At 59.4% G+C, this 20,769-nt stretch carries 20 protein-coding genes; 10 read left to right on the forward strand and 10 right to left on the reverse strand.

The window, feature by feature from the left end; genetic code table 11:
• Positions 1-17: 17 nt before the first annotated feature.
• On the reverse strand, positions 18-1,556 hold the full coding sequence (locus tag GOW98_RS00180; RefSeq protein WP_170328867.1) for a TrkH family potassium uptake protein: 1,539 nt from the start codon (positions 1,554-1,556) through the stop codon (positions 18-20).
• A complete protein-coding gene (trkA, locus tag GOW98_RS00185; protein WP_170328868.1) occupies positions 1,556-2,932 on the reverse strand; it encodes a Trk system potassium transporter TrkA in 1,377 nt (458 codons plus the stop codon). The genes GOW98_RS00180 and trkA overlap by 1 nt, the downstream gene beginning before the upstream one ends.
• A gap of 96 nt (positions 2,933-3,028) precedes the next feature.
• Between trkA and GOW98_RS00190 the strand changes: the two genes are divergently transcribed.
• The gene (locus GOW98_RS00190; protein ID WP_170328869.1) at positions 3,029-3,511 is read left to right on the forward strand and encodes a hypothetical protein; all 483 of its coding nucleotides are present in this window, start codon (positions 3,029-3,031) and stop codon (positions 3,509-3,511) included.
• 12 nt (positions 3,512-3,523) lie between these two features.
• Here the strand turns inward: GOW98_RS00190 and ntrX are convergent, their stop codons facing one another.
• From ntrX to dusB, 5 genes are all read right to left on the reverse strand, one after another.
• Positions 3,524-4,933: a nitrogen assimilation response regulator NtrX gene (ntrX, locus tag GOW98_RS00195; RefSeq protein ID WP_170328870.1), complete on the reverse strand. Its 1,410-nt coding sequence runs from the start codon at positions 4,931-4,933 to the stop codon at positions 3,524-3,526.
• A complete protein-coding gene (locus tag GOW98_RS00200) occupies positions 4,930-7,218 on the reverse strand; it encodes a sensor histidine kinase NtrY-like (protein WP_170328871.1) in 2,289 nt (762 codons plus the stop codon). Before GOW98_RS00200 ends, ntrX begins: the two co-directional genes overlap by 4 nt.
• Before the next feature lie 99 nt (positions 7,219-7,317).
• Positions 7,318-8,685: a response regulator gene (locus GOW98_RS00205; RefSeq protein WP_170328872.1), complete on the reverse strand. Its 1,368-nt coding sequence runs from the start codon at positions 8,683-8,685 to the stop codon at positions 7,318-7,320.
• A gap of 37 nt (positions 8,686-8,722) precedes the next feature.
• A complete protein-coding gene (locus GOW98_RS00210; RefSeq protein ID WP_170328873.1) occupies positions 8,723-9,790 on the reverse strand; it encodes a two-component system sensor histidine kinase NtrB in 1,068 nt (355 codons plus the stop codon).
• Entirely contained in the window at positions 9,787-10,770 is a 984-nt protein-coding gene (gene dusB / locus GOW98_RS00215; RefSeq protein WP_437436843.1) for a tRNA dihydrouridine synthase DusB, read from the reverse strand. Before dusB ends, GOW98_RS00210 begins: the two co-directional genes overlap by 4 nt.
• A gap of 185 nt (positions 10,771-10,955) precedes the next feature.
• Between dusB and GOW98_RS00220 the strand changes: the two genes are divergently transcribed.
• The 6 genes from GOW98_RS00220 (at position 10,956) to GOW98_RS00245 (ending at position 16,926) form a co-directional block, all read left to right on the forward strand.
• The gene (locus tag GOW98_RS00220; RefSeq protein WP_170328875.1) at positions 10,956-12,086 is read left to right on the forward strand and encodes a bifunctional 2-C-methyl-D-erythritol 4-phosphate cytidylyltransferase/2-C-methyl-D-erythritol 2,4-cyclodiphosphate synthase; all 1,131 of its coding nucleotides are present in this window, start codon (positions 10,956-10,958) and stop codon (positions 12,084-12,086) included.
• Positions 12,083-12,580, forward strand: coding sequence for a phosphatidylglycerophosphatase A family protein (locus GOW98_RS00225; protein WP_170328876.1), 498 nt, complete (start codon positions 12,083-12,085; stop codon positions 12,578-12,580). Before GOW98_RS00220 ends, GOW98_RS00225 begins: the two co-directional genes overlap by 4 nt.
• Positions 12,577-13,053, forward strand: coding sequence for a CinA family protein (locus GOW98_RS00230; RefSeq protein ID WP_170328877.1), 477 nt, complete (start codon positions 12,577-12,579; stop codon positions 13,051-13,053). Before GOW98_RS00225 ends, GOW98_RS00230 begins: the two co-directional genes overlap by 4 nt.
• Before the next feature lie 151 nt (positions 13,054-13,204).
• On the forward strand, positions 13,205-14,386 hold the full coding sequence (locus tag GOW98_RS00235) for an ammonium transporter (RefSeq protein WP_170328878.1): 1,182 nt from the start codon (positions 13,205-13,207) through the stop codon (positions 14,384-14,386).
• A 143-nt stretch (positions 14,387-14,529) separates the two neighbouring features.
• Positions 14,530-15,210, forward strand: coding sequence for an orotate phosphoribosyltransferase (locus GOW98_RS00240; protein ID WP_170328879.1), 681 nt, complete (start codon positions 14,530-14,532; stop codon positions 15,208-15,210).
• Positions 15,211-15,435: 225 nt separating this feature from the next.
• Positions 15,436-16,926, forward strand: coding sequence for a replicative DNA helicase (locus GOW98_RS00245; protein WP_170328881.1), 1,491 nt, complete (start codon positions 15,436-15,438; stop codon positions 16,924-16,926).
• Between the two features lies 1 nt (position 16,927).
• Here the strand turns inward: GOW98_RS00245 and GOW98_RS00250 are convergent, their stop codons facing one another.
• Positions 16,928-17,467, reverse strand: coding sequence for a GNAT family N-acetyltransferase (locus GOW98_RS00250; RefSeq protein WP_170328883.1), 540 nt, complete (start codon positions 17,465-17,467; stop codon positions 16,928-16,930).
• Between the two features lie 217 nt (positions 17,468-17,684).
• Here GOW98_RS00250 and alr point away from each other — a divergent pair, with 217 nt between their 5' ends.
• The 3 genes from alr to GOW98_RS00265 are packed head-to-tail and all read left to right on the forward strand — an operon-like array spanning position 17,685 to position 20,241.
• Positions 17,685-18,719, forward strand: coding sequence for an alanine racemase (gene alr / locus GOW98_RS00255; RefSeq protein ID WP_170328885.1), 1,035 nt, complete (start codon positions 17,685-17,687; stop codon positions 18,717-18,719).
• The gene (locus GOW98_RS00260; RefSeq protein WP_170328887.1) at positions 18,716-19,498 is read left to right on the forward strand and encodes an MlaE family ABC transporter permease; all 783 of its coding nucleotides are present in this window, start codon (positions 18,716-18,718) and stop codon (positions 19,496-19,498) included. Before alr ends, GOW98_RS00260 begins: the two co-directional genes overlap by 4 nt.
• The gene (locus GOW98_RS00265) at positions 19,495-20,241 is read left to right on the forward strand and encodes an ABC transporter ATP-binding protein (protein ID WP_170328889.1); all 747 of its coding nucleotides are present in this window, start codon (positions 19,495-19,497) and stop codon (positions 20,239-20,241) included. Before GOW98_RS00260 ends, GOW98_RS00265 begins: the two co-directional genes overlap by 4 nt.
• Positions 20,242-20,243: 2 nt before the next feature.
• Here the strand turns inward: GOW98_RS00265 and GOW98_RS26160 are convergent, their stop codons facing one another.
• Entirely contained in the window at positions 20,244-20,489 is a 246-nt protein-coding gene (locus tag GOW98_RS26160) for an acyl-CoA thioesterase (protein WP_170328891.1), read from the reverse strand.
• The gene (locus tag GOW98_RS00275; protein ID WP_170328795.1) at positions 20,396-20,665 is read right to left on the reverse strand and encodes a thioesterase family protein; all 270 of its coding nucleotides are present in this window, start codon (positions 20,663-20,665) and stop codon (positions 20,396-20,398) included. The genes GOW98_RS26160 and GOW98_RS00275 overlap by 94 nt, the downstream gene beginning before the upstream one ends.
• Positions 20,666-20,769 lie beyond the last annotated feature (104 nt).

The raw sequence follows: 20,769 nt of genomic DNA on the forward strand, positions 1-20,769 counted from the left end.
TGCAAGACTGTTGAATCTTAGTCTCGCCAGAGGCTTGGCGTAATCAACGCGATGATCGCCAATGTTTCCAAACGCCCAATTACCATCGCCGCGCACATGGTCAGCTTGGCCCCGACGGACAGGTCAACGATCCGGATCGGGATATCCGTAGCCAGTTCGATGAGCGGACCCGTCGTACTAAGTGACGCCACGGTAAGTACCATCGCCTGTTCGAACCCTGCCCCCATCATTGCAAGCAGCAGATTGAACAACGCCGCCGTCAGTGCGAACATCATCAGGAAAATCCACGCGATAAAGGCACCGTCGCTTTGAATGCGTCGGTTGCCACCGCCGACGCCACTGACAGACGAAGGATAGATCAGGCGGTCAATCTCGCGTGCACCGTTCAGGTACAGAGCAAACACGCGCAACAGTTTGACACCACCCGCAGTGGTCGCGACACCGCCACCAATCAGGGCCATCCCCATCAGGATCAGCCCTGGAGTTCCCAACCCCGAAAGTTGCTGTGCATCGTTCCAATTGGAGCTTTCGAACCCTGCAGTGGTTAGAAAAGACAGCGCAGTAAACGTCATCCCCCAAAACACGTGCATGGCTTCAACCGGATGCAGCGTACCACCGATTTCGTTGACTCCAGCCCAAACGCGGAAGAACAACAGCGTTGCAACAGCAATCACGATCGACAGGCCGATACGAAACTCGGGGTCCTTGTCCAGCCGCGAATACCCTGTCGTGGCAGTGTCGGTGGAAAAGGTCAGCCGCGACAAGGCAAAGAACAGAAACAGAAATAGAATCGCTTCACCGGTGATACCGGCCTGCGCCCCTTCAAGCCCCCCTACGGGCGAAATACCGGACGTGGCCATCGTGGACATGGCATGGCAGATGGCGGTCAATCCTTGCTCTCCCGCGATCAGCAGCAATAACCAGATCACCCCCGTCAGGCCTGCATAAACCGGTGTCAGCGTCAATGTCACCCGGATCAAACGCCCGCGCGGGTCGACCTTTTCGCTTTGCGCCACGCCCGAGACAGGGCGACCGGGCTGCCCCCGCGCTGTCACTTCGAACCCTCCAAGCGCCAGTGGTGCAAGGATTGCTGCTGCAGAAATCCACATCAGCAAACCGCCCATCCAACCCACCAGCGCGCGCCACAAATGCAGAGGTGCCGTCAGACGGTCAGGATCAGGGAAAATGTCGGCACCTGTAGTCGTAAGTGCGCTGACCATATCGAAGTAGGCATTCAGAAAAGTCGTGTTTCCCAATGCGTCATGCAGAGGGATGGCGAGGAACAGCGGAAGGACGGTAAAGCACCCCAATAACACCGCCAGTTGCCCCAGTGTCCCGCGGCGCGGCACTCGGCTCGATGACGCCATCGCAATTGTCGCCACCACGAACAAACCCAGCAACCCTGAATAGAAGAACGACCGCGAAGTGTCGTGGTCATCCAGTGCCAGTGCGTAGATAGCGGGGATCCACATGGCTACCGAGACGACGCCCCAGATCAGTAGAAACAACGGCAAGCGCCGCACCAGACCGATCCGTTGTGTTCGCGCGCGCATCATCAGAAGAAATCGATCGAAACCTGCATCAGCCGTTCAACCTCAGGGACGTCCTTGGTCATGGCAAAGATTGCCACCACATCTTTCTCCTCGATCCTCAGGCTGCCCGTGGGACGCAGCAGCTCATCGCCCTTGCGAACCGCGCCCACCAAAACGCCTTCGGGGAAATCAATGTCACGCAATTTCTGCCCGGCCATAGGAGAGGTCGAGAGAACCTCGGCCTCAATCACTTCAGCCTCGGCATCTCCGATTGAGTATACCTGCCGTACCCGTCCGTGGCGAATGTGTCGCAGGATCGAGCTAACCGTGGTGGCACGCGGGTTAATATAGGCGTCGATCCCAAGCGGCCCCATCAAAGCGACCATACTTGGGTCATTGATCAACGCAATCGCCAGCGCGCAGCCTTCGGCCTTGGCACGTACAGCAGCCAGCATGTTGGCGCGGTCGTCATCGGTGACCGCCAGCATCGCGTCGGCACGTTCGATCCCGGCCTCGCGCAACAAGGCCGCATCCAGACCGTCCCCGTTCAGGACGATGGTGCGTTCCAGCGCTTCGGCGGCCAGTTCAGCGCAATGGCGATCCCGCTCAATGATCTTGGCACGCACCCGGCTTTCACGTTCTTCCAGCGTCCGCGCGACCTCAAGCCCGACGTTTCCGCCGCCCACGATCACCACGCGGTCCTGTTTCTTTTGCGTCTTGCCAAAGACCTCCATCGTGCGGTCCACGTCTTTGACATTGGTAAAGACATAGCATTCATCGCCGACAAACAGCTGATCCTCGGATTCCGGAGCAAACAGGCTGCCGTCGCGTCGAACCCCTACAACAATTGAGCTGAGCGTCGAAAACAGATCCGTCAGCTGGCGCAGCGGCGTGTTTATGATGGGGCAGTCTTCGTCAATGCGGATGCCCAGCAGTTGTGCCTTACCATCCATGAACATCTCGGTGTCGAAGGCCGACGGCGCCGACAGTCGGCGCATGGCAGCAGCGGCCACCTCGCGTTCTGGGCTGATCACCACGTCGATGGGCAAGTGATCGCGGCGGTACAGGTCCGAGTGGATCGCTTGAAGGTAAGACTTGGATCGCAGGCGCGCGATCTTGCGCTGGATCGAGAAAACCGAATGCGCCATCTGACAGGTGACCATGTTCACCTCGTCCGAATGGGTCGCGGCGATGATCATATCGGCATCCCGAGCCCCTGCCCGGTCCAGCACATCCGGGTAGCTGGCAAACCCGGCGATCCCCTGCACATCCAGCGTCTCGGTTGCGCGACGCACCAGATCGGGGTTGTTGTCCACCACCGTTACGTCGTTGAGTTCGCCCGACAGGTGCCGTGCAATCTGCCAGCCAACCTGACCGGCACCGCATATTATGACCTTCATGTTTCTGGCCCTTCTGCCTGAAATCTTTGAATGACAGATGCCCCGATAGCGGTCAATTAAATTGTCATACCCGTAAAGCTACGGCAAGATAAGCCCATGAAAACAGTGCTTCGTTTGCTTATTCCGATGGTCGCCCTGTCCGCATGCAGCGGCCCGCTTTCGCTGTATTACCGCGAGGGTGAAAGCGTATCGCGTGCACAATCAGAGACCACGCAATGTCAGGTTCTGGCGCTTAAAGAGGTTCCGGTCGCCAATCAGGTGCGACAAAGCCCACCCACTTACTGGCCCGGTCGCACTTATTGCGATGGCCGTGGACGGTGTTACCGTTCTGGCGGCTGGTGGCAACCGGGGCGGGTGTATACCGTTGATGTCAATCAAGGGCTGCGCGAACAAGTCGAGGCTCAGTGCATGGCTAAAAAGGGTTTTCGCCCGGTCAGCCTTCCGCCCTGCAAGCAAAACGTAAGTTCGCGGGTCGCCGCAGTGCCGACAACAAAACTGCCGCCGCTGAGCACCGAGTCCTGTTACGTGAAATTCGACAACGGGTCGTTCCAGATCATCACACCCGGCCAGGCCGGGTAACGACCCGGCGGATTATTCCGCCGGTTCCGGTTCGTCCAGTTGCGCCACCCGTGCGCCGGATTTGTTCGAGGTTACAACTCCCAGCGACTTGAGCTTGCGATGCAGCGCGCTGCGCTCCATTCCCACAAAGCTGGCGGTGCGGCTGATATTGCCGCCAAAACGGTTGATCTGGGTCAGCAGATACTCACGCTCGAACGCCTCGCGTGCTTCGCGCAGTGGCAAGGTCGCAAGGGCGCCCGACAGTACCACACGGCCCGAATCGTCGGTCTTTTCCTCCTCAGTCGGCAGTTCCCTGGCCTCAATCGGCCCGGTCCCATCACCCAGAATCAGCACCCGCTCAATGAGGTTCTTGAGTTGACGCACGTTGCCCGGCCAAGTCATGGTCTGCAGCAACGCCACCGCCTCTTCCGAGATTTCACGTAGGGTCAGACCCTGAGATTCGTTGCACATTTCTATGAAATGCTGAGCCAGAACTGGGATATCCTCGCGCCGTTCCTCCAGCGACGGAACCGCGATCGGTACAACGTTCAGCCGGTGATACAGCTCCTCACGGAACCGGTCGGCAGCGATTTCCTCTTCCAGATCGCGATTGGTCGAAGAGATCACTCGCAGATCAACCCGCACCTTGTCCGATCCACCAACGCGCTGGAATTGCTGATCTACCAGTACACGCAGGATTTTGGATTGCGTACCAAGAGGCATATCTGCGACCTCATCGAAGTAGACGACGCCGCCGTGGGCCTCTTCCAGCAAACCGGACTCGACGCCCCGCTCCGAGGATTCCCGACCAAACAGCACTTCTTCGACACGTTCCGGTTCGATCCCGGCACAGTTCACGGTCACGAAGGGCGCGTTGGCGCGGTTGGAATGGGCATGGATGTAACGTGCGGCGATTTCCTTGCCTGATCCCGCCGGTCCGCTCAGCATCACGCGGCCGTTCGATTTGGTGACCTTGTCCAACTGGCTCTGCATCGCCCGGAAGGAAGCAGATTTGCCGATCATGTCGGAACTGGTGACCTCCTTGCGTTTCAGCGAGGCATTCTCGCGGCGCAGGCGAGAGGTCTCCATCGCACGGCGGATCACCACCATCAGTTGGTCGATATTGAAGGGCTTCTCGATAAAGTCGTAAGCGCCCTGCTTGATTGCAGCCACCGCGATTTCAATATTGCCGTGACCGGAAATAATCACCACCGGCACGTCTGGGTTGTCGCGCTTCACTGCCTTCAGGATATCGATCCCGTCCATGCGGCTGTCCTTCAGCCAGATGTCCAGAATCAACAGCCCTGGCGGCTCGGAATTGATTTCGGCCATGCACTCATCCGAGTTGCCGGCCCGCCGGGTTGAATAGCCTTCGTCCTCCAGAATGTCGGACACCAGCTCGCGAATATCGCGTTCGTCATCTACGATCAGAATGTCGCTCATCTTTGGCCTGCTTTCAGTTTGTTTATATGAATTGCCTGCTTTTCTGGCGCTGCGGTCGGGGAAAGACTGCCCCCGGGCAAACGGATCACGGCCATCGCACCGAAATGGTCCTGTCCGTCAAAGACGGGCGCATCTTCCAGTGTGAGCGCTCCGCCATGTTCTTCGATGATTTTCTTGACGATGGGCAGGCCCAATCCGGTGCCCTCGTCCCGTGTGGTCACATACGGTTCAAACAGGCGCGCCCGGTCTTCGGGCAGCCCGATGCCGTTGTCTGCAATAGTGATAACCGTACCCGCATCGTCGCTGGTTACGTCCACTTTGATCTGTGGCTTCAGGTTATCTGGCGGGCCTTTTTTCTTAAGGGTTTCAATGGCCTCGCCCGCATTTTTGATCAGGTTTGTCAGCGCCTGATTCAGCATCGTGGCATCCAGGTCCGCCAGAATTGGATAATCTGGCAGTGAGGCATCGATCTGCACATCCGGCTGCCCGGCCTGTTGCAACAGTACGGCTTCACGCACCAACCCGACCACGTCCTCCTCACGCCGATCCGGTTCCGGCATTCGCGCGAACTTCGAAAACTCGTCCACGATCCGCCGCAGATCATTGGTCTGCCGCACGATCACATCGGTCATGGATTCGAGGCTGTCGCAGTCCTCTTCATTCAGTTTGCGAGAGAATTTCCGTTTAATCCGTTCAGCGCTCAACTGAATCGGGGTCAGCGGGTTCTTGATCTCATGCGCGATGCGCCGCGCTACGTCACCCCACGCGGCCATTCGTTGTGCGCTGACCAGATCAGTCACGTCGTCAAAGGCGACCACGTACCCTTCCAGCCCACCATCTTCGCCGCGTCGCGTCGCCATGCGAACCAGCAGGTTTTCCAAGCGCCCCTTGCGGGTGACCTTGATCTCACCCTGAACCGCCTCCTGCCCACTTTCCTTAAGGCTTTCGAACAGCGGCAGGAACTCGGGTACTGCGATGCCGATCGACAGCTTCTCGTCGACTTGCGCCCAATCCAGCAGACGTTCAGCCGATCGGTTCACAAAGGTCACGCAGCCATCCGGATCAACACCGACCACGCCGGAGGTCACCGAGCTAAGTACCGAATCGAACAAGCGCCGACGGCGTTCGATCTGGCGAGTGTTCTCTAGCAGGGTGTCGCGCTGTCCTTTAAGTTGTCGGGTCATCTGATTGAAATAACGCCCTAACATCGCGATCTCGTCATCGCTGGCTTCTTCGATCACCTGCACGCTCAGGTCGCCTGCGCCGACTCGCTGCGCCGCAGTGGTCAATCGCCCAACCGGGCGCGATAGGCGCTCGGCGAACCACATGCCCAGTGACATCGCAGCCAGAATCAGGATCACCGCAAAGCCCAGATACAACAGACCAAATTCGAACAGCACCCGGCCCCGATCGCTCTCGAGCTGTTGGTAGAATTGCACCGTTTCCTTGGTATCATCCAGCAGCGTCAGCAACTGGCCATCCACCTCGCGGCTGACATAGAGATACCGGTCGAGATAGGCCTGCAAAGGCACCAGCGCGCGGAATTCACTGTTTTGCCAGTCGGCTATGATCAGATACCCATTGTCCGTGGCTTCAACGAACTGTTCGGGTGTCGGAGCCTCGTAATCGAACAGGTAAGACCGATCACCGCGGGACCGAATTTCACCAATGCCGTCAATTACATAGGCCTCGCGTAGGCCGCGCTGAATCTGCGCCTGCCCCTGCGCCAAAACTTCGCGCAGTTCCGCGTCCGAAATATAGTAGTCCCGCGCACGGGCATTATCCAGAAATCGCGCTAGAACAACCGCGTCCTGCGTCAGGCCCTCGCGGTGTTCCTGTTCATAAGCCTCGGCCGCAGTCAGGGACGAGCCCACAACTTCGCGAACGCGGTCCGAAAACCACCCTTCGAGGCCGATATTCACCGTCAGGCCAGCAAAAATCGCGACTGTTACGGTTGGCACCAGCGCTAACAGCGTAAATGCGCCGATCAGACGAAGGTGCAAACGAGAACCCGCCGACTTTGCCCGACGGGCCGCGATCAGACTACCGACCTGCCCAAGAACCAGCGCCGCAACGACCAGCACATAAACAAGGTCTGCAAGCAAGATTAGGCGCAATGTGGGAGCCGATGCCCCCAGATCAAATGGACCGATGACAAGGTAGGTGGCCAGCGCCAAGGCAGGGCCTAGAAGAACCAGCCCCAAGGTGCCGAAATTGCGCAGTTTTCGGGATTTCCGCCACCGATTGATCGCTGGAATCGGCCCGCTCTGTGCCCGGGTTGCCACCGTCTGCCCTCATCCTGATGTGTCGCTTGCGCGACGTACCGCCATATGTCGTGGTCCTTGCCGAGTACGAACTCGGATGCCACGGTTTGTGTGGCGATATTACATCAGTTTGCGTCGGCGTGTCACCTGAATATCGAGATCTGTAATCTTTTTCCGCAACGTATTTCGGTTGATCCCCAGAAGATCCGCACATTTCGCCTGATTTCCGCCGGTTGCGTCCAGCGCCAGTTCGATCAGCGGCGCCTCAACTTCGCGCAGAATGCGTTGATAAAGGCCCGGAGGCGGCAGAAGGTTACCGTGCAGGTCGAAATACCGACGCAGATGGCGCGCCACCGAGGCCGACAGTTTTTCCCGCTCGCCATCACCCAGAACCGGTTCTGCCTCGGGCTGGCTGCCCAGCACCATCTCGACCTCGGCTTTGGAGATTTCGTCAGCGCGGCTTGTCAGGCTCAGGCGGCGGATGGCGTTTTCCAACTGCCGCACGTTGCCCGGCCAAGAATAGCGCCGCACCAATTCCACCGCATCGGGGCTGAGCCAGCGTTTGGTGCCGTGCTCGCGTTCTTCTCGCGCAAGGAAATGATCGGCCAGCAGAGTGATGTCATCTACCCGTTCCCGCAGAGCTGGCACGTGTACGGTGGCACCACATAGACGATAGTAGAGATCCTGACGCACCCGCCCACTCTCCATCGCTTCGGTCAGGTCCGATTGGCTGGTGGCCATAAAGCGCGGTACGTGATCGCCCGGCGTGTCCATCATGCGCACGATGCGGGCCTGCAATTCGTCTTCGATATCGGCGATCTCATCGATCAGCAGCGTGCCGCCGCGTACCCGCGCCATCACCCGCGCAGGTCCTTCCAGATCGCGAAGGTCCGCAGCAGTGGCCGTTACAAACGGCAATGTACGGCGATCCGAGAAATCGTGAATGGCACGTGCTATCAGCGACTTACCGGTGCCGCTTTCACCGGATATCATCACCGACAAATCGGTATTCATCACCCGTGCGACCAACCTATACAGCGCTTGCATCACCGGGGTCCGCCCGACCAGAGGAAGTTCTTCGGGGCGGTCATCACTGGTCTCGACCACTTCGGCAGGCGCGCGTTGTTTCTGCTCCAACGCCCTCGCGGTGCGCTTCATCAGATCGGGCAAATCGAAGGGTTTAGGCAGATAGTCATAGGCATCTGCCTCAGCCGCCTGAATCGCCGTCATGATGGTGTTCTGGGCCGAGATTACGATGACCGGCAAACCGGGCCGATCCTGCGCAATCTTGGGCAGCATCTCAAGGCCATTACCATCCGGCATGACCACGTCCGAGATCACCACATCGCCCTTGCCTTCGCCAACCCAGCGCATCAGCGTGGTCAGCGAGGACGTGGCATGCACCTTGCACCCCGCCCGCGTCAGGGCTTGAGTCAGAACGGTGCGGATCGTGCGGTCGTCATCTGCGACCAGTACTGTGCCATCCATCGGGTGCTCTCCTTATATCTTTGCTCTTATCGGCTGTTTATGTTGCGTCTTTCGGTGCCCGCCTCAGCGAGATGCGGAACACTGTGCGGCCCGGAACCGAGTCAGCGGAAATCCAGCCGTCATGGTCCGAGATGATCTTGCTGACCAGCGCCAGCCCAAGGCCGGTGCCGTTTTCCTTGCCCGACACGAAAGGGTCGAAGATGTCGCTGCGTATTTTCTCGGGCAGACCCGGCCCGTCGTCGATGATCTCGATCTGCAGTGGCAGAGAATGGCCGGAACCATCACTGCGGCGCAGGCGGAAGGAATGTTCGAAATAGGTCCTCAGGCGGATGGTTCCACCATTGGGATCAGCGGCTTCCGAGGCGTTCTTAAGCAGGTTCAGGATCACCTGCAGGAACTGATCCGGGTCACCGTAGGCCAAGGGCAGAGACGGGTCATACTCTTCGATGATCTTCATATGCGCGCCGAACCCCAGCAGCGCCGAGCGGCGCGCGCGGTCCAAAACGTCGTGAATGTTGACCGGCTTGAAATCGGGTTGCGAGAGGTTCCCGAACTGCTCAACCTGCTCCAGCAGCTTCACGATACGGCGGCTTTCGGCCACAATAAGGTCAGTGAGTTCTAGGTCTTGCTGCGGAATATTCATGCTCAACAACTGTGCCGCGCCTGTGATACCAGCCAACGGGTTCTTGATCTCATGCGCCAGCATTTCGGCCATGCCAATGGCCGATTGCGCGGCAGATTTCACCGTGTTGCCCCGCGTCATCCGCCCCGCCAACTCGCGTGGTGAGATGATCATGATCATTGACCCCGGATGCCCAACCAGCGGAGCGATCTGCAACGCGCATTGCAGCGGTGCCCGGTTGCCCGACCCGGCATCCACGTCGTTGACGAACAGCGGCGTGCCCTGCGCGCGCGCTCTTTCAAAAGACTCTTCCAGCGGCGCGTCCACGGCGATTTGGTCCCAGACCGGGTGTCCGATCACCGATTTGCGCGAGGCGTTCAGAAACCCTTCGCCAGCCGAGTTCACATCGGCAATCCGATCCTCGGCGTCGATGATGAAGGCCGGAACCGGCAGCGAGGTCCAGATGCTTTGATCCGAGGTCATGCTGCCACCTCCGCATCGGCACTCAACGCATCGCCAAGCAGGCGCAGCACCTCATCCGTATCGCGCGAGGTCAGAACCGCGCGGCGTAGTGCGGGCGACGTCCCGGCCTCATCCATATACCAGCCCAGATGCTTGCGTGCGACGCGCAATCCCAAATCAGAGCCGTAGAATACCAGCATCGCCTGATAATGCGCGCACATCATATCGATCAGATCGTCGCCTGTCGGAATGTCAGGGGCCGCGGCGCCGTAAAGATCGTGGCAAATCTGCGCCAGCAGCCAAGGCTTGCCCTGTGCCCCGCGTCCGACCATGACGCCGTCGGCCCCCGACTGATCCAAAGCAGTGCGCGCGGTGCCCGTGTCCACAATGTCACCATTGGCGATGACAGGGATCGAAACCGCCTCTTTCACAGCCCGGATCGCGTTCCAATCGGCTTGCCCTTTATAGAACTGACAGCGAGTACGACCATGGATCGTGACCATGCGAATACCGGCCTCTTGCGCACGCCGCGCCACGTCCGGCGCATTCAACAGGGCATCGTCCCAACCCAACCGGGTCTTCAGCGTAACTGGCACATCGACGGCCTCAACCACCGCTTCGATCAGGGTCAGCGCGTGATCCGGCGTTTTCAGCAGGGCCGATCCGGAGTAGCCGTTGGTCACCTTTTTAGCCGGGCAGCCCATGTTGATATCAATTACGCGCGCGCCGCGATCTGCCACCTGACGTGCAGCCTCGGCCATCCAGTGCGCCTCGCGTCCGGCCAGTTGTACAGCGGTGTTTTCCACGTCCGCCGACAGCTCGGCCCGCTCGCGCACGCCCGGCTTGGCCTGAACCATTTCCTGGCTGGCGACCATCTCGCTGACGACCATGCCCGCGCCAAAGCGCATCACCAGATCACGGAACGGCCGGTCGGTGATTCCGGCCATCGGAGCCAGCAGCACCGGCGGGTTCAGGTCTTTGTCGGCGAGTTGAAGAGTCAACGTGCTTAATCCTTGGGCAGTTGCGGCTGTGATATCGAATTGAGCGCATATGAACAACAAATCGGCGGCCATCAAGCCCGCAAAATCATCACATGCCTATTTTTTAGGCAGCTTAACGCGGGTGATTGCCTCTGCATTCACCGCACCCTAAACATTGCCCCCGAAACACCGGAGATAATGCCCCCATGACCACCGCCGCCATCATCGTCGCCGCAGGACGCGGGCTGCGCGCCGGAGGAGGTACTCCGAAACAGTGGCGCTCTCTAGGCGAACGCCGCGTCGCGGACTGGACCATTGATCGATTTCGTGGCCACGTCGACCACATTGTGCTGGTCCTGTCCGAAGATGATGGCCCCGCATGGGTCGAATTTGAAAACGCAGACCTGATTCTGGCCGCAGGAGGGAACGACCGGGCCGGTTCGGTCCGTAACGGCCTTGCCGCCCTAGCAGAGCTGGCGGTCGATCATGTCCTTATACATGACGTCGCCCGCCCCTGTGTCGGACTGCAGACCATTCAGCAAGTTCTGGCCGCGCTGAATGCGCACCCGGCGGCGGCGCCGAGTCTGGCGGTGACCGACGCGCTTTGGACTGGGGACGGCGCCATTGTGACCGGAACGCAGGATCGCTCTGGCCTGTTTGCCGCACAGACACCGCAGGGTTTTCACTATGATGCCATTGTCGCAGCCCATGCCGCCCATCCCGGAGGGGCCGCAGATGACGTCGAGGTCGCTCGCGCCTTAGGGCTGGAGGTGGCCATCGTGTCGGGCGATGCAGACAACATCAAAATCACACGGCCCGAGGATTTTGCACGGGCGGAACGCATATTAGGAATAGAAATGGATGTAAGGCTGGGCAACGGGTACGATGTGCATCGGTTTGGCGACGGGGATCACGTGATCCTGTGCGGCGTGAAGGTGCCGCATGATCGTGGACTGCAAGGGCATTCGGATGCCGACGTAGGAATGCACGCAGTGACCGACGCGATCTATGGCGCGCTGGCGCAGGGCGATATCGGACAGCACTTCCCACCCTCGGACCCGCAATGGAAGGGCGCCGACAGCGAGATTTTTCTGCGCCACGCAGTCGAATTGGCCGGGAAGATGGGATACGCCATCTCGAATGTCGACTGCACGCTGGTCTGCGAATACCCCAAGATTGGCCCCCACGCGCCTGCCATGCGGGACGAGATGGCGCGGATCATGGGGCTGCGCGCCGATCAGGTTTCGGTCAAGGCGACCACGTCTGAACGGCTGGGGTTCACCGGGCGCAGTGAGGGGATTGCCTCGCTGGCCACAGCCTGTCTGGTGAAATCATGATTGCCGCGCGTCTGATCGGAACCGTCTGTGGCGTCGGATACCTGCGCCCGGCACCGGGGACATGGGGATCGCTGGCCGCCCTGCCCCTCGTTTGGGTCTTGCATACTATCGGTGGTTTCCCGTTGCTGGTGATCGCGACCATCGCAGTGTTTTTCGGCGGACTTTGGGCCACCCGCGTGATGACTGAGGGTCAGGACAATCATGACCCGTCTGAAATCGTAATTGACGAAGTCGCCGGGCAGTTGATCGCGCTGTGGGCGATTTCCTATCCGTCTTGGGCACATGGGATCGAGATCACGGCGCTGTGGCCCGGCTGGGTCGCGGGGTTTCTGCTGTTCCGCCTGTTCGATATTACCAAACCCGGCCCCGTAGGCTGGGCCGACCGGCGCAACGATGCGATGGGCGTCATGCTGGACGATGTGATCGCGGGTGCCTTTGCCGGGATCGGCGTGCTGATCCTTGCCGGTATCGCACATGGGATCATGGGACTATGACCGTCGCCGCGCTTCTCGACCGGGCCAAAGCGCAAGGCGTGATGATTGCCACCGCCGAAAGCTGCACTGGTGGTATGGTCGCTGCGGCGCTGACCGATATCCCCGGAAGTTCCGCGGTCGTTGAACGTGGATTTGTGACCTACACTAACACCGCCAAGCAGCAGATGGTGGAAGTACGAGCCGAGACTCTGGCCGCACATGGCGCCGTCTCGGAACAGGTCGCGGGCGAAATGGCCGAAGGCGCGCTGCGGAACTCGGACGCGCAGCTAACCGTCTCTGTCACCGGTATCGCGGGCCCCGGCGGATCCGAGTTCAAGCCCGAAGGCCGAGTCTGCTTTGGGCTGGCTGTGGAAGGCGCACCGACCCGCACCGAAACGGTCGATTTCGGCGCGCTTGGTCGCGAAAAGGTCCGCCAGGCGGCGCGGGATCACGCGCTGGAACTGCTGTCGCAGGGGCTTTTCACTATCGCCTAAAAATTCGGCACACCTTGCTATTTGGCGCACATTTAATCACCGGTTAACAAAAAGCCACCAAAACGGGCGCTAACAATCGCACTTGCCTCTTTTTTCCGCGCCCGCTCTCCGCTTCAAGCCGCGCCACCCAAGCTGAAGAGGAGAACGGCCGATGAATGGAGCCGATACCGCCTGGATCATAGTGGCAACTGCCCTGGTCCTGTTCATGACATTGCCGGGTCTAGCCCTGTTTTACGGCGGCCTCGTGCGTGCCCGCAACGTGCTAAGCGTCTTCATGCACTGCTTCAGCATCGCCTGTCTGATGAGCATCCTGTGGTTGGTCGCAGGCTATTCCATCGCTTTTGGTGAGGGCACCTCGGGCCTTTGGGGCGGTCTGGGCAAGGCCTTTATGAACGGTGTCAATGCCGACAGCCTGTCGGGCACCCTGCCCGAGGTTCTGTTCTTTGCGTTCCAGATGACCTTCGCCATCATCACCCCGGCGCTGATCGTCGGTGCCTATGTGGAACGTGTGGGCTTTGGCTTTGTGCTCACCTTCTCTGCCCTGTGGATGCTGCTGTGTTATGCACCGGTCGTCCATTGGATCTGGGGCGGCGGCATTCTGACTGACGGCGGCATTCTGGGAGAAATCGGTGTTCGCGACTTTGCAGGTGGCCTCGTTGTGCACGAAACCGCCGGGCTGGCCGCGCTGATCATCGCCGTAGTCCTCGGCCCGCGCCGCAACCGCACCACCCCTCCGCACAATCCCGGCTATGTGATGATCGGGGCCGCGATGCTGTGGGTTGGCTGGTTCGGCTTCAACGGCGGTTCGCAACTGGCCGCTGATGGCGGCGCCGCGATGGCAATGACCGTGACACATATCTCGGCCGCGACCGCGTCGCTGAGCTGGGCGCTGTACGAACGCATCAAATACGGCAAGGCCTCGATGGTCGGCTTGGTGACTGGTACGATCGCCGGCCTGGCCTCGATCACCCCGGCTTCGGGCTATGTCGATCCGGTTCAGGCGCTGATCATCGGTGCCGTGGCCGGTGTCCTGTGTCAGGAGGCCGTCAACGTCATCCGCAACATGCTGAACATCGACGATACGCTCGACGTTTTCGCGGTGCACGGCGTCGGTGGAATCTTTGGCACCATCATGATCGCTGTCTTTGGTCTGGGCAGCTGGACCGCACAGCTAGGCGGGCTTGTGATCGTGGGTGCCTTTACGTCAATCGTGACGTTCATCCTGATCAAGGCTATTGCGCTTGTAACGCCGCTCCGCGTGGACGCCGAGACCGAGACAAACGGGCTCGATCTTTCGGTCCATGGTGAGCGCGCCTATGACATGAGCAGCTGAGCCCACCTTGGCTGCCATGCGCCCGCAAGGGCCAAAGCGGACCTCTTGACGGGGTCCGCTTTTCTTTTGCACGCAAGCCTCTCGACTCTGGGCCAAGGGTCGCGCTATCAGCCCGCAACGCCATTTTGTCCCGAGGTTGCAACATGATCCCCAGTTCTTTCCCCGATAGCACCGAAATCGCCCGCCTGACCGCGCGGATGCTGCTGGAGATCAAGGCCGTGCACTTCAATTCGCGCGAGCCCTTTACTTTGGCGAGCGGTCTGCCCAGCCCGACCTATATCGACTGCCGCAAGCTGATCTCGTACCCGCGCATCCGCTCGACCCTGATGGATTTCCTGACCGTCACCGTGCTGCGTGACGCAGGCTTCGAGGCGTTCGACAATATTGCAGGTGGTGAGACTGCGGGCATCCCGTTCGCCGCCATGGTCGCCGAACGCATGGCCCTGCCGATGACTTATGTGCGCAAAAAACCCAAAGGTTACGGCCGCAACGCCCGCATCGAAGGCGCTATGAGCGAAGGCGAGCGTGTGCTACTGGTCGAGGATCTGACCACCGATGGCGGTTCGAAGCTGTCCTTTGTGGATGCGATCCGCGAAACCGGTGCCTCCTGTGGGCATACGGCGGTGATTTTCTACTATGGCATCTTCCCCGAGACCGAGAAGACCCTGGGCGACCACGGCGTGCAATTGCACCACCTGTGCACCTGGTGGGACGTTCTGGCCGAAGCCAAAGCGCAGAAAGCCTTTGATCAGGAGACACTTGAGGGCGTCGAAGCCTTCTTGAACGACCCGCGCGGCTGGCAGGAAGCACATAAACCCACGTAAACTTCTTGTGGACAAGTTGGGGATAAGACCAGAAGAATCGGCGAAGTGCGCACGATATCTGGTGACTTTTCCTCCAATTCATACATAATAAGCTATACACATTCAGATATCCAACCCATCTGGAAAGTTATCCCAAGGTCTTACCCCAAGTTAGCCACAGGGATTTCCAGATGGATTGCAGTGATATTTCGCGTGTAGAACCTCGGAACGGGCAGCGGGAACAAAATGAACGAGATTAGCAGCATCGAGCAGGCAGCAGCACAGATTCAGAATGCCGAAACCATGCCGCATTCTATTGAGGCCGAGCAGCAGCTTCTGGGTGCGATCCTGACCAATAATGACCTGTATGACCGAGTGGCCTCGATCATCGGGTCCGAGCATTTCTATGACCCGGTCCATGCCCGCATCTACGAGGTCGCAGCCAACCGCATAGCCAAGAATGCGCTGGCCTCTCCGGTGACGCTGAAATCCTTCATGGCCGAAGATGAGGGCCTGAAAGAACTGGGTGGCCCCGCTTATCTGGTCAAGCTGGCGGGTGCCTCGATCAGTGCCTTTGCGGTGCATGATTACGCGCAGATGATCTATGACCTCGCCATCCGGCGTGAACTGATCCGGCTGGGCCGGGATATCTCCGACAAGGCAGCGCGGGTCGATGTCAGCAGCGAACCAAAAGAACAAATCGTCGAGGCCGAGCAACAGCTCTATCAGCTTTCCGAGCAGGGCCAGACCGAACAGGGTTTCCAATCCTTCCTTAAGGCGGTCACAGAAGCCGTCAACGTCACCAACGAAGCGTACCAGCGCGGTGGTGGCATGGCAGGGATTTCCACCGGTCTGGCCGACTTGGACAAACAATTGGGTGGTCTGCACCCTTCGGACCTAATCATCCTGGCCGGTCGTCCGTCGATGGGGAAAACCTCGTTGGCGACCAACGTGGCGTTCAACGTGGCCAAGGCCTATAAGCGCGGCACAAAGCCGGACGGGTCCGAGGGCGCGATTGACGGCGGTGTCGTGGGTTTCTTCTCGCTCGAAATGAGCGCCGAGCAGTTGGCGGGCCGTGTTCTGGCCGAGGCCTCCGAGATTTCGTCGCACAAGATCCGTCAGGGTGACATGACCGAGGCCGAGTTCCGCCGCTTCGTGGACGCTGCCAAAGAACTAGAAGCCTGCCCCCTGTTCATCGACGACACCCCGGCCCTGCCGATCTCGCAACTCGCCGCCCGCGCGCGTCGGTTGAAGCGGACGCACGGGCTGGATCTGCTGGTGATCGACTATCTGCAGCTCTGCCGTGGCATGGCTGACAACCGCGTCAACGAAATCGCCGAAATTTCGATGGGTATGAAGGCGATTGCCAAGGAATTGAACATCCCAGTGATCGCGCTGTCCCAGCTATCCCGTCAGGTCGAAAGCCGCGACGACAAGCGGCCGCAGCTGTCTGACCTGCGGGAATCGGGCTCGATCGAACAAGACGCCGACGTGGTGATGTTCGTGTTCCGAGAGGAATACTACAAGGAACGCGAAAAGCCCGGCGATCACGAGCTGGACAAGATGGAAGAGTGGAAGCAGGCGATGGAGCGCCTGCACGCCAAAGCCGAAGTTATCGTTGGCAAGCAGCGCCACGGCCCCATCGGAACGGTGGAACTGTCCTTTGAGGCGCAGTTCACCCGCTTTGGAAACCTGGTCAAACCTTGGCAGCAGGACGGCCAGATCGAGAGCTACTGATCTACCACAACTCAGGCCTGTTGAATGCGCTGACACAGCGCGACGGGCCCTCAATTGGTTTCTGATCGCCACTCAAAGTTTGCCCGATCCATCCCTGCGGCATACTCAGCGGCATGGGTGGTTGGGCAACCTCTTCGGTGATCGTTTGGAACCCGGTTTTGCCGTAATAGGCAGGATCACCGTAGCTCACGACAAAATCCACCCCGTGCAGACGCAATTGCTCCAGCCCGAAACCGATCAGCTTCTGACCGATGCCCGATTTCTGCCGGTCGGTCCTCACCGCCACCGGAGACATCAGGAACACCTGACGCGGGTCCTGATCGTAGTGAAGCCGTGAAAACAGAATGCACCCGACCAACACGTCGCGGTCCATGGCCAATACGCCCAGCAGATCATCATCGGGGGTCGTGTTCAAAAGGTCAGCCGCCAACGCGCTGACCGCGCGCCCCTCGTCCTCGCTCTCGGACGCGGTAAAGACCTCTCGGAACAGCTCTGGCAACTCGACGGCTCGGGCTTTGAAATCGGCGTTCAGGTTCAGCATGTTCGGCCTCGCTCCTGCTGGATCAACGATCCCGTTTCAACAGACGTAGTTGATCACACAGAGGACACAATGGCGAGACACAGGGCCACCTGGCAAAGGCCTTTTTCTGCCAAGGCTTTGCGACACCGGCTAAAAGCTGCGCGGTATCGCAACGATAAGCACAAGAATTGCCGTATTCCCCCTTGACCTGCCGCAATCCAATGTCATGAACAGCACCATGAGTACCGCACGTTTGACGATCAATCTTCAGGCGCTGGCCAGCAACTGGCGGGCGCTCAACGCAAAAACGGATGTCGAGACCGGCGCCGTGGTGAAAGCTGATGCCTACGGCCTGGGTTCCGAGCCGGTATCCGCAACCCTGGCCGAGGAAGGCGTTCGTAAGTTTTTCGTCGCCGTTGCCGAAGAAGGCGTCGCTGTGCGAAAGGCCATTGGTCCCGGCCCGATGATCGGCGTGTTCTCAGGCCATATGGAAGGTGACACCAATCTGCTGCGCGATCATGACCTGACGCCGCTGATCAATTCACCTGAACAGTTCCTACGCCACCAGCAGGCATTGCCGGACCACCCCTTTGGCATTCAACTGGACAGCGGCATGAACCGTCTGGGTCTGGAACCCTCCGACTGGGCCGAACTGCGCCCCAAGGCCGAGCCGCTGAACCCGGTTGTTGTCATGTCGCACCTGGCCTGCTCGGACGAACCCAAACACCCGATGAACCGCCAACAACTGAAGACCTTCCGCGAGATGACAGACGGCGTCAGCGCACCTCGGTCGCTGGCGGCCACCGGAGGCACATTGCTGGGTCCCGAATTCCACTTCGACTTCTGCCGTCCCGGCGTTGGCCTTTACGGCGGTATGCCCTTTGCCGACGCCAAACCCGTGGTGACGGTCGACCTGCCCGTCGTTCAGGTACGCGCGGTCGAGGTCGGAGAATCCGTTGGCTACGGCAACAGCTGGGTCGCGAGGCGCCCGTCACGTATCGCCACCGTGGCCGCAGGTTATGCTGACGGCCTGCACCGCGCTATCGGCGGTGGCATCGATACTTTTGCTGGTGGCAAGCCCTGCCCCGTTGTTGGCCGCATCTCAATGGACCTAATCACCGTCGACGTCACCGACTTGCCCGAAGACCCCGAACGCCTACGCATCCTGAACGGCCACCAGACCGTCGATGATCTGGCCGAGGCTGCGGGCACCATCGGCTACGAAATCCTCACCTCGCTTGGCGCGCGCTATTCCCGGGGCTACGTGGAATGAATCCTCTCAACCTGCTGGGCGGTCTGGGCCGGGCGGTCCTGGCGCTGTTCGCCACATTCGGCAAAGTTGCGCTGTTTTCGGTGGATGCGATCTCGCACATCTTTCGCCCGCCCTACTACCCGCGTGAATTTCTGGTCGCGCTGATGAATATCGGCTGGCTGTCACTGCCAGTCGTTGGCATGACCGCCATCTTCACCGGCGGCGCACTGGCTCTGCAGATCTATGCCGGTGGCGCCCGTTTCAATGCCGAGGCCGTGGTACCGCAGATCGTTGCCATCGGTATGGTGCGCGAACTAGGCCCCGTGCTGGTCGGCCTGATGATTGCCGCGCGCGTGACCTCATCCATCGCCGCTGAGATCGCCACCATGAAAGTGACCGAGCAGATCGACGCGCTGGTCACCCTGTCGACGCATCCGATGAAATACCTGACCGCCCCGCGCGTTCTGGCCGCGCTGATCACCGTTCCCCTGCTGGTGGGTATCGGCGACATCATCGGCATCGCAGGTGGCTATGTGGTTGCGACCCAGAATCTGGGCTTTAACCCGGCAAACTACCTTTCAAACACAGTTAACTTCCTTGAAATGCGCGACATCGTATCGTCGCTCGTCAAAGGGGCTGCTTTCGGCCTGATCGCAGCGATCATGGGCTGTTACTACGGCATGGATTCCGGCCGAGGCGCGCAGGGCGTGGGTCGGGCCACTAAATCCTCGGTTGAATCCGCCGCGATCATGATTCTGGCCGCCAACTTCATTCTGACAGGGGTGTTCTTCTCGCTATGATCCGGATGGAGAACGTATATAAGGCCTTTGGTGACAACCACGTGTTGCAAGGCATGAGCCTTGAGATCCCCAAGGGTACCTCGATGGTCATCATCGGCGGTTCGGGTACGGGCAAATCCGTGGCGCTGAAATGTATTCTGGGTCTGATCAAACCCGACAGTGGCATGATCTACGTTGATGGCAAAGACGCCACCAAGGGTGATCGCGATAGGTTTCTGGCGCGGTTCGGGATGCTGTTTCAAGGTGCAGCGCTGTTTGACTCCCTGCCCGTCTGGCAGAACGTCAGCTTCCGCCTGCTGCGTGGCCCGCTGAAACGCCCGCCTGAATACGCCCGAGAGATCGCCATCGAGAAACTGCGCCGCGTGGGCCTGAAATCCGACGTGGCCGATCGGTTCCCTTCAGAACTGTCCGGTGGCATGCAGAAACGCGTCGGCCTCGCCCGCGCTATCGCCGCCGAGCCCGAGATCATATTCTTCGACGAGCCCACTACGGGGCTGGACCCAATCATGTCCGGCGTCATCAACGACCTGATCCGCGAGATCGTGACCGAAATGGGCGCCACCGCGATGACCATCACCCACGACATGAGCTCGGTCCGCGCGATTGCCGACAACGTGGCGATGCTGCACGGAGGCGTCATCCAATGGACCGGCCCGGTCGGCCAGATGGACGCCTCGGGTGATCCGTATGTTGAGCAGTTTATCAGCGGAAGTGCAGAGGGGCCGATTGAGGCGGTGCGTTAAGTTCACGCCCCAACCATCCAAAGCTTCGCCTTTTCCAAGACTTGATCAGGTAATTCCTCAGCGCGGCGTGACACTAGGTTCAACAAAACACACTTAAATACCGTGATGAAAGCCGTTTCACCATCGGCAACTTTTCTAAGCGTGTGGCGGAATGTCACTGATTTAGTGCCAATCTCAAGAATTTCAGTCTCCATTTGGATTGCTTCGCCGGCGCCGAGTTCTGATTGGAAGTTGCTTGTTGCATGCACAACAGCGAACGATAGTTTCTACCGCTGCGCATATCATCTGCGGTAAGTCCCATTTCTGCTTGCAAAGCGAACACCGCATCCGAACTAGCCGCAAAGTACTTTGATACGTTCATATGACCCAAAAAATCGCAATCAGAGGGATCGACGACTGATTTAAAAGCTAAATAAGCTGCCATAGAGTGAATCTCCTTGTCGAATACTGTGACATGTCTTTTTTTGTTTAAGTTAACACATACTTGTTCCTAACGACCCTTACGAACCGGTTCGACCAATAGACGTA

This window comes from Ruegeria arenilitoris (assembly GCF_013032445.1).
GTDB classification, from domain to species: domain Bacteria; phylum Pseudomonadota; class Alphaproteobacteria; order Rhodobacterales; family Rhodobacteraceae; genus Ruegeria; species Ruegeria arenilitoris_F.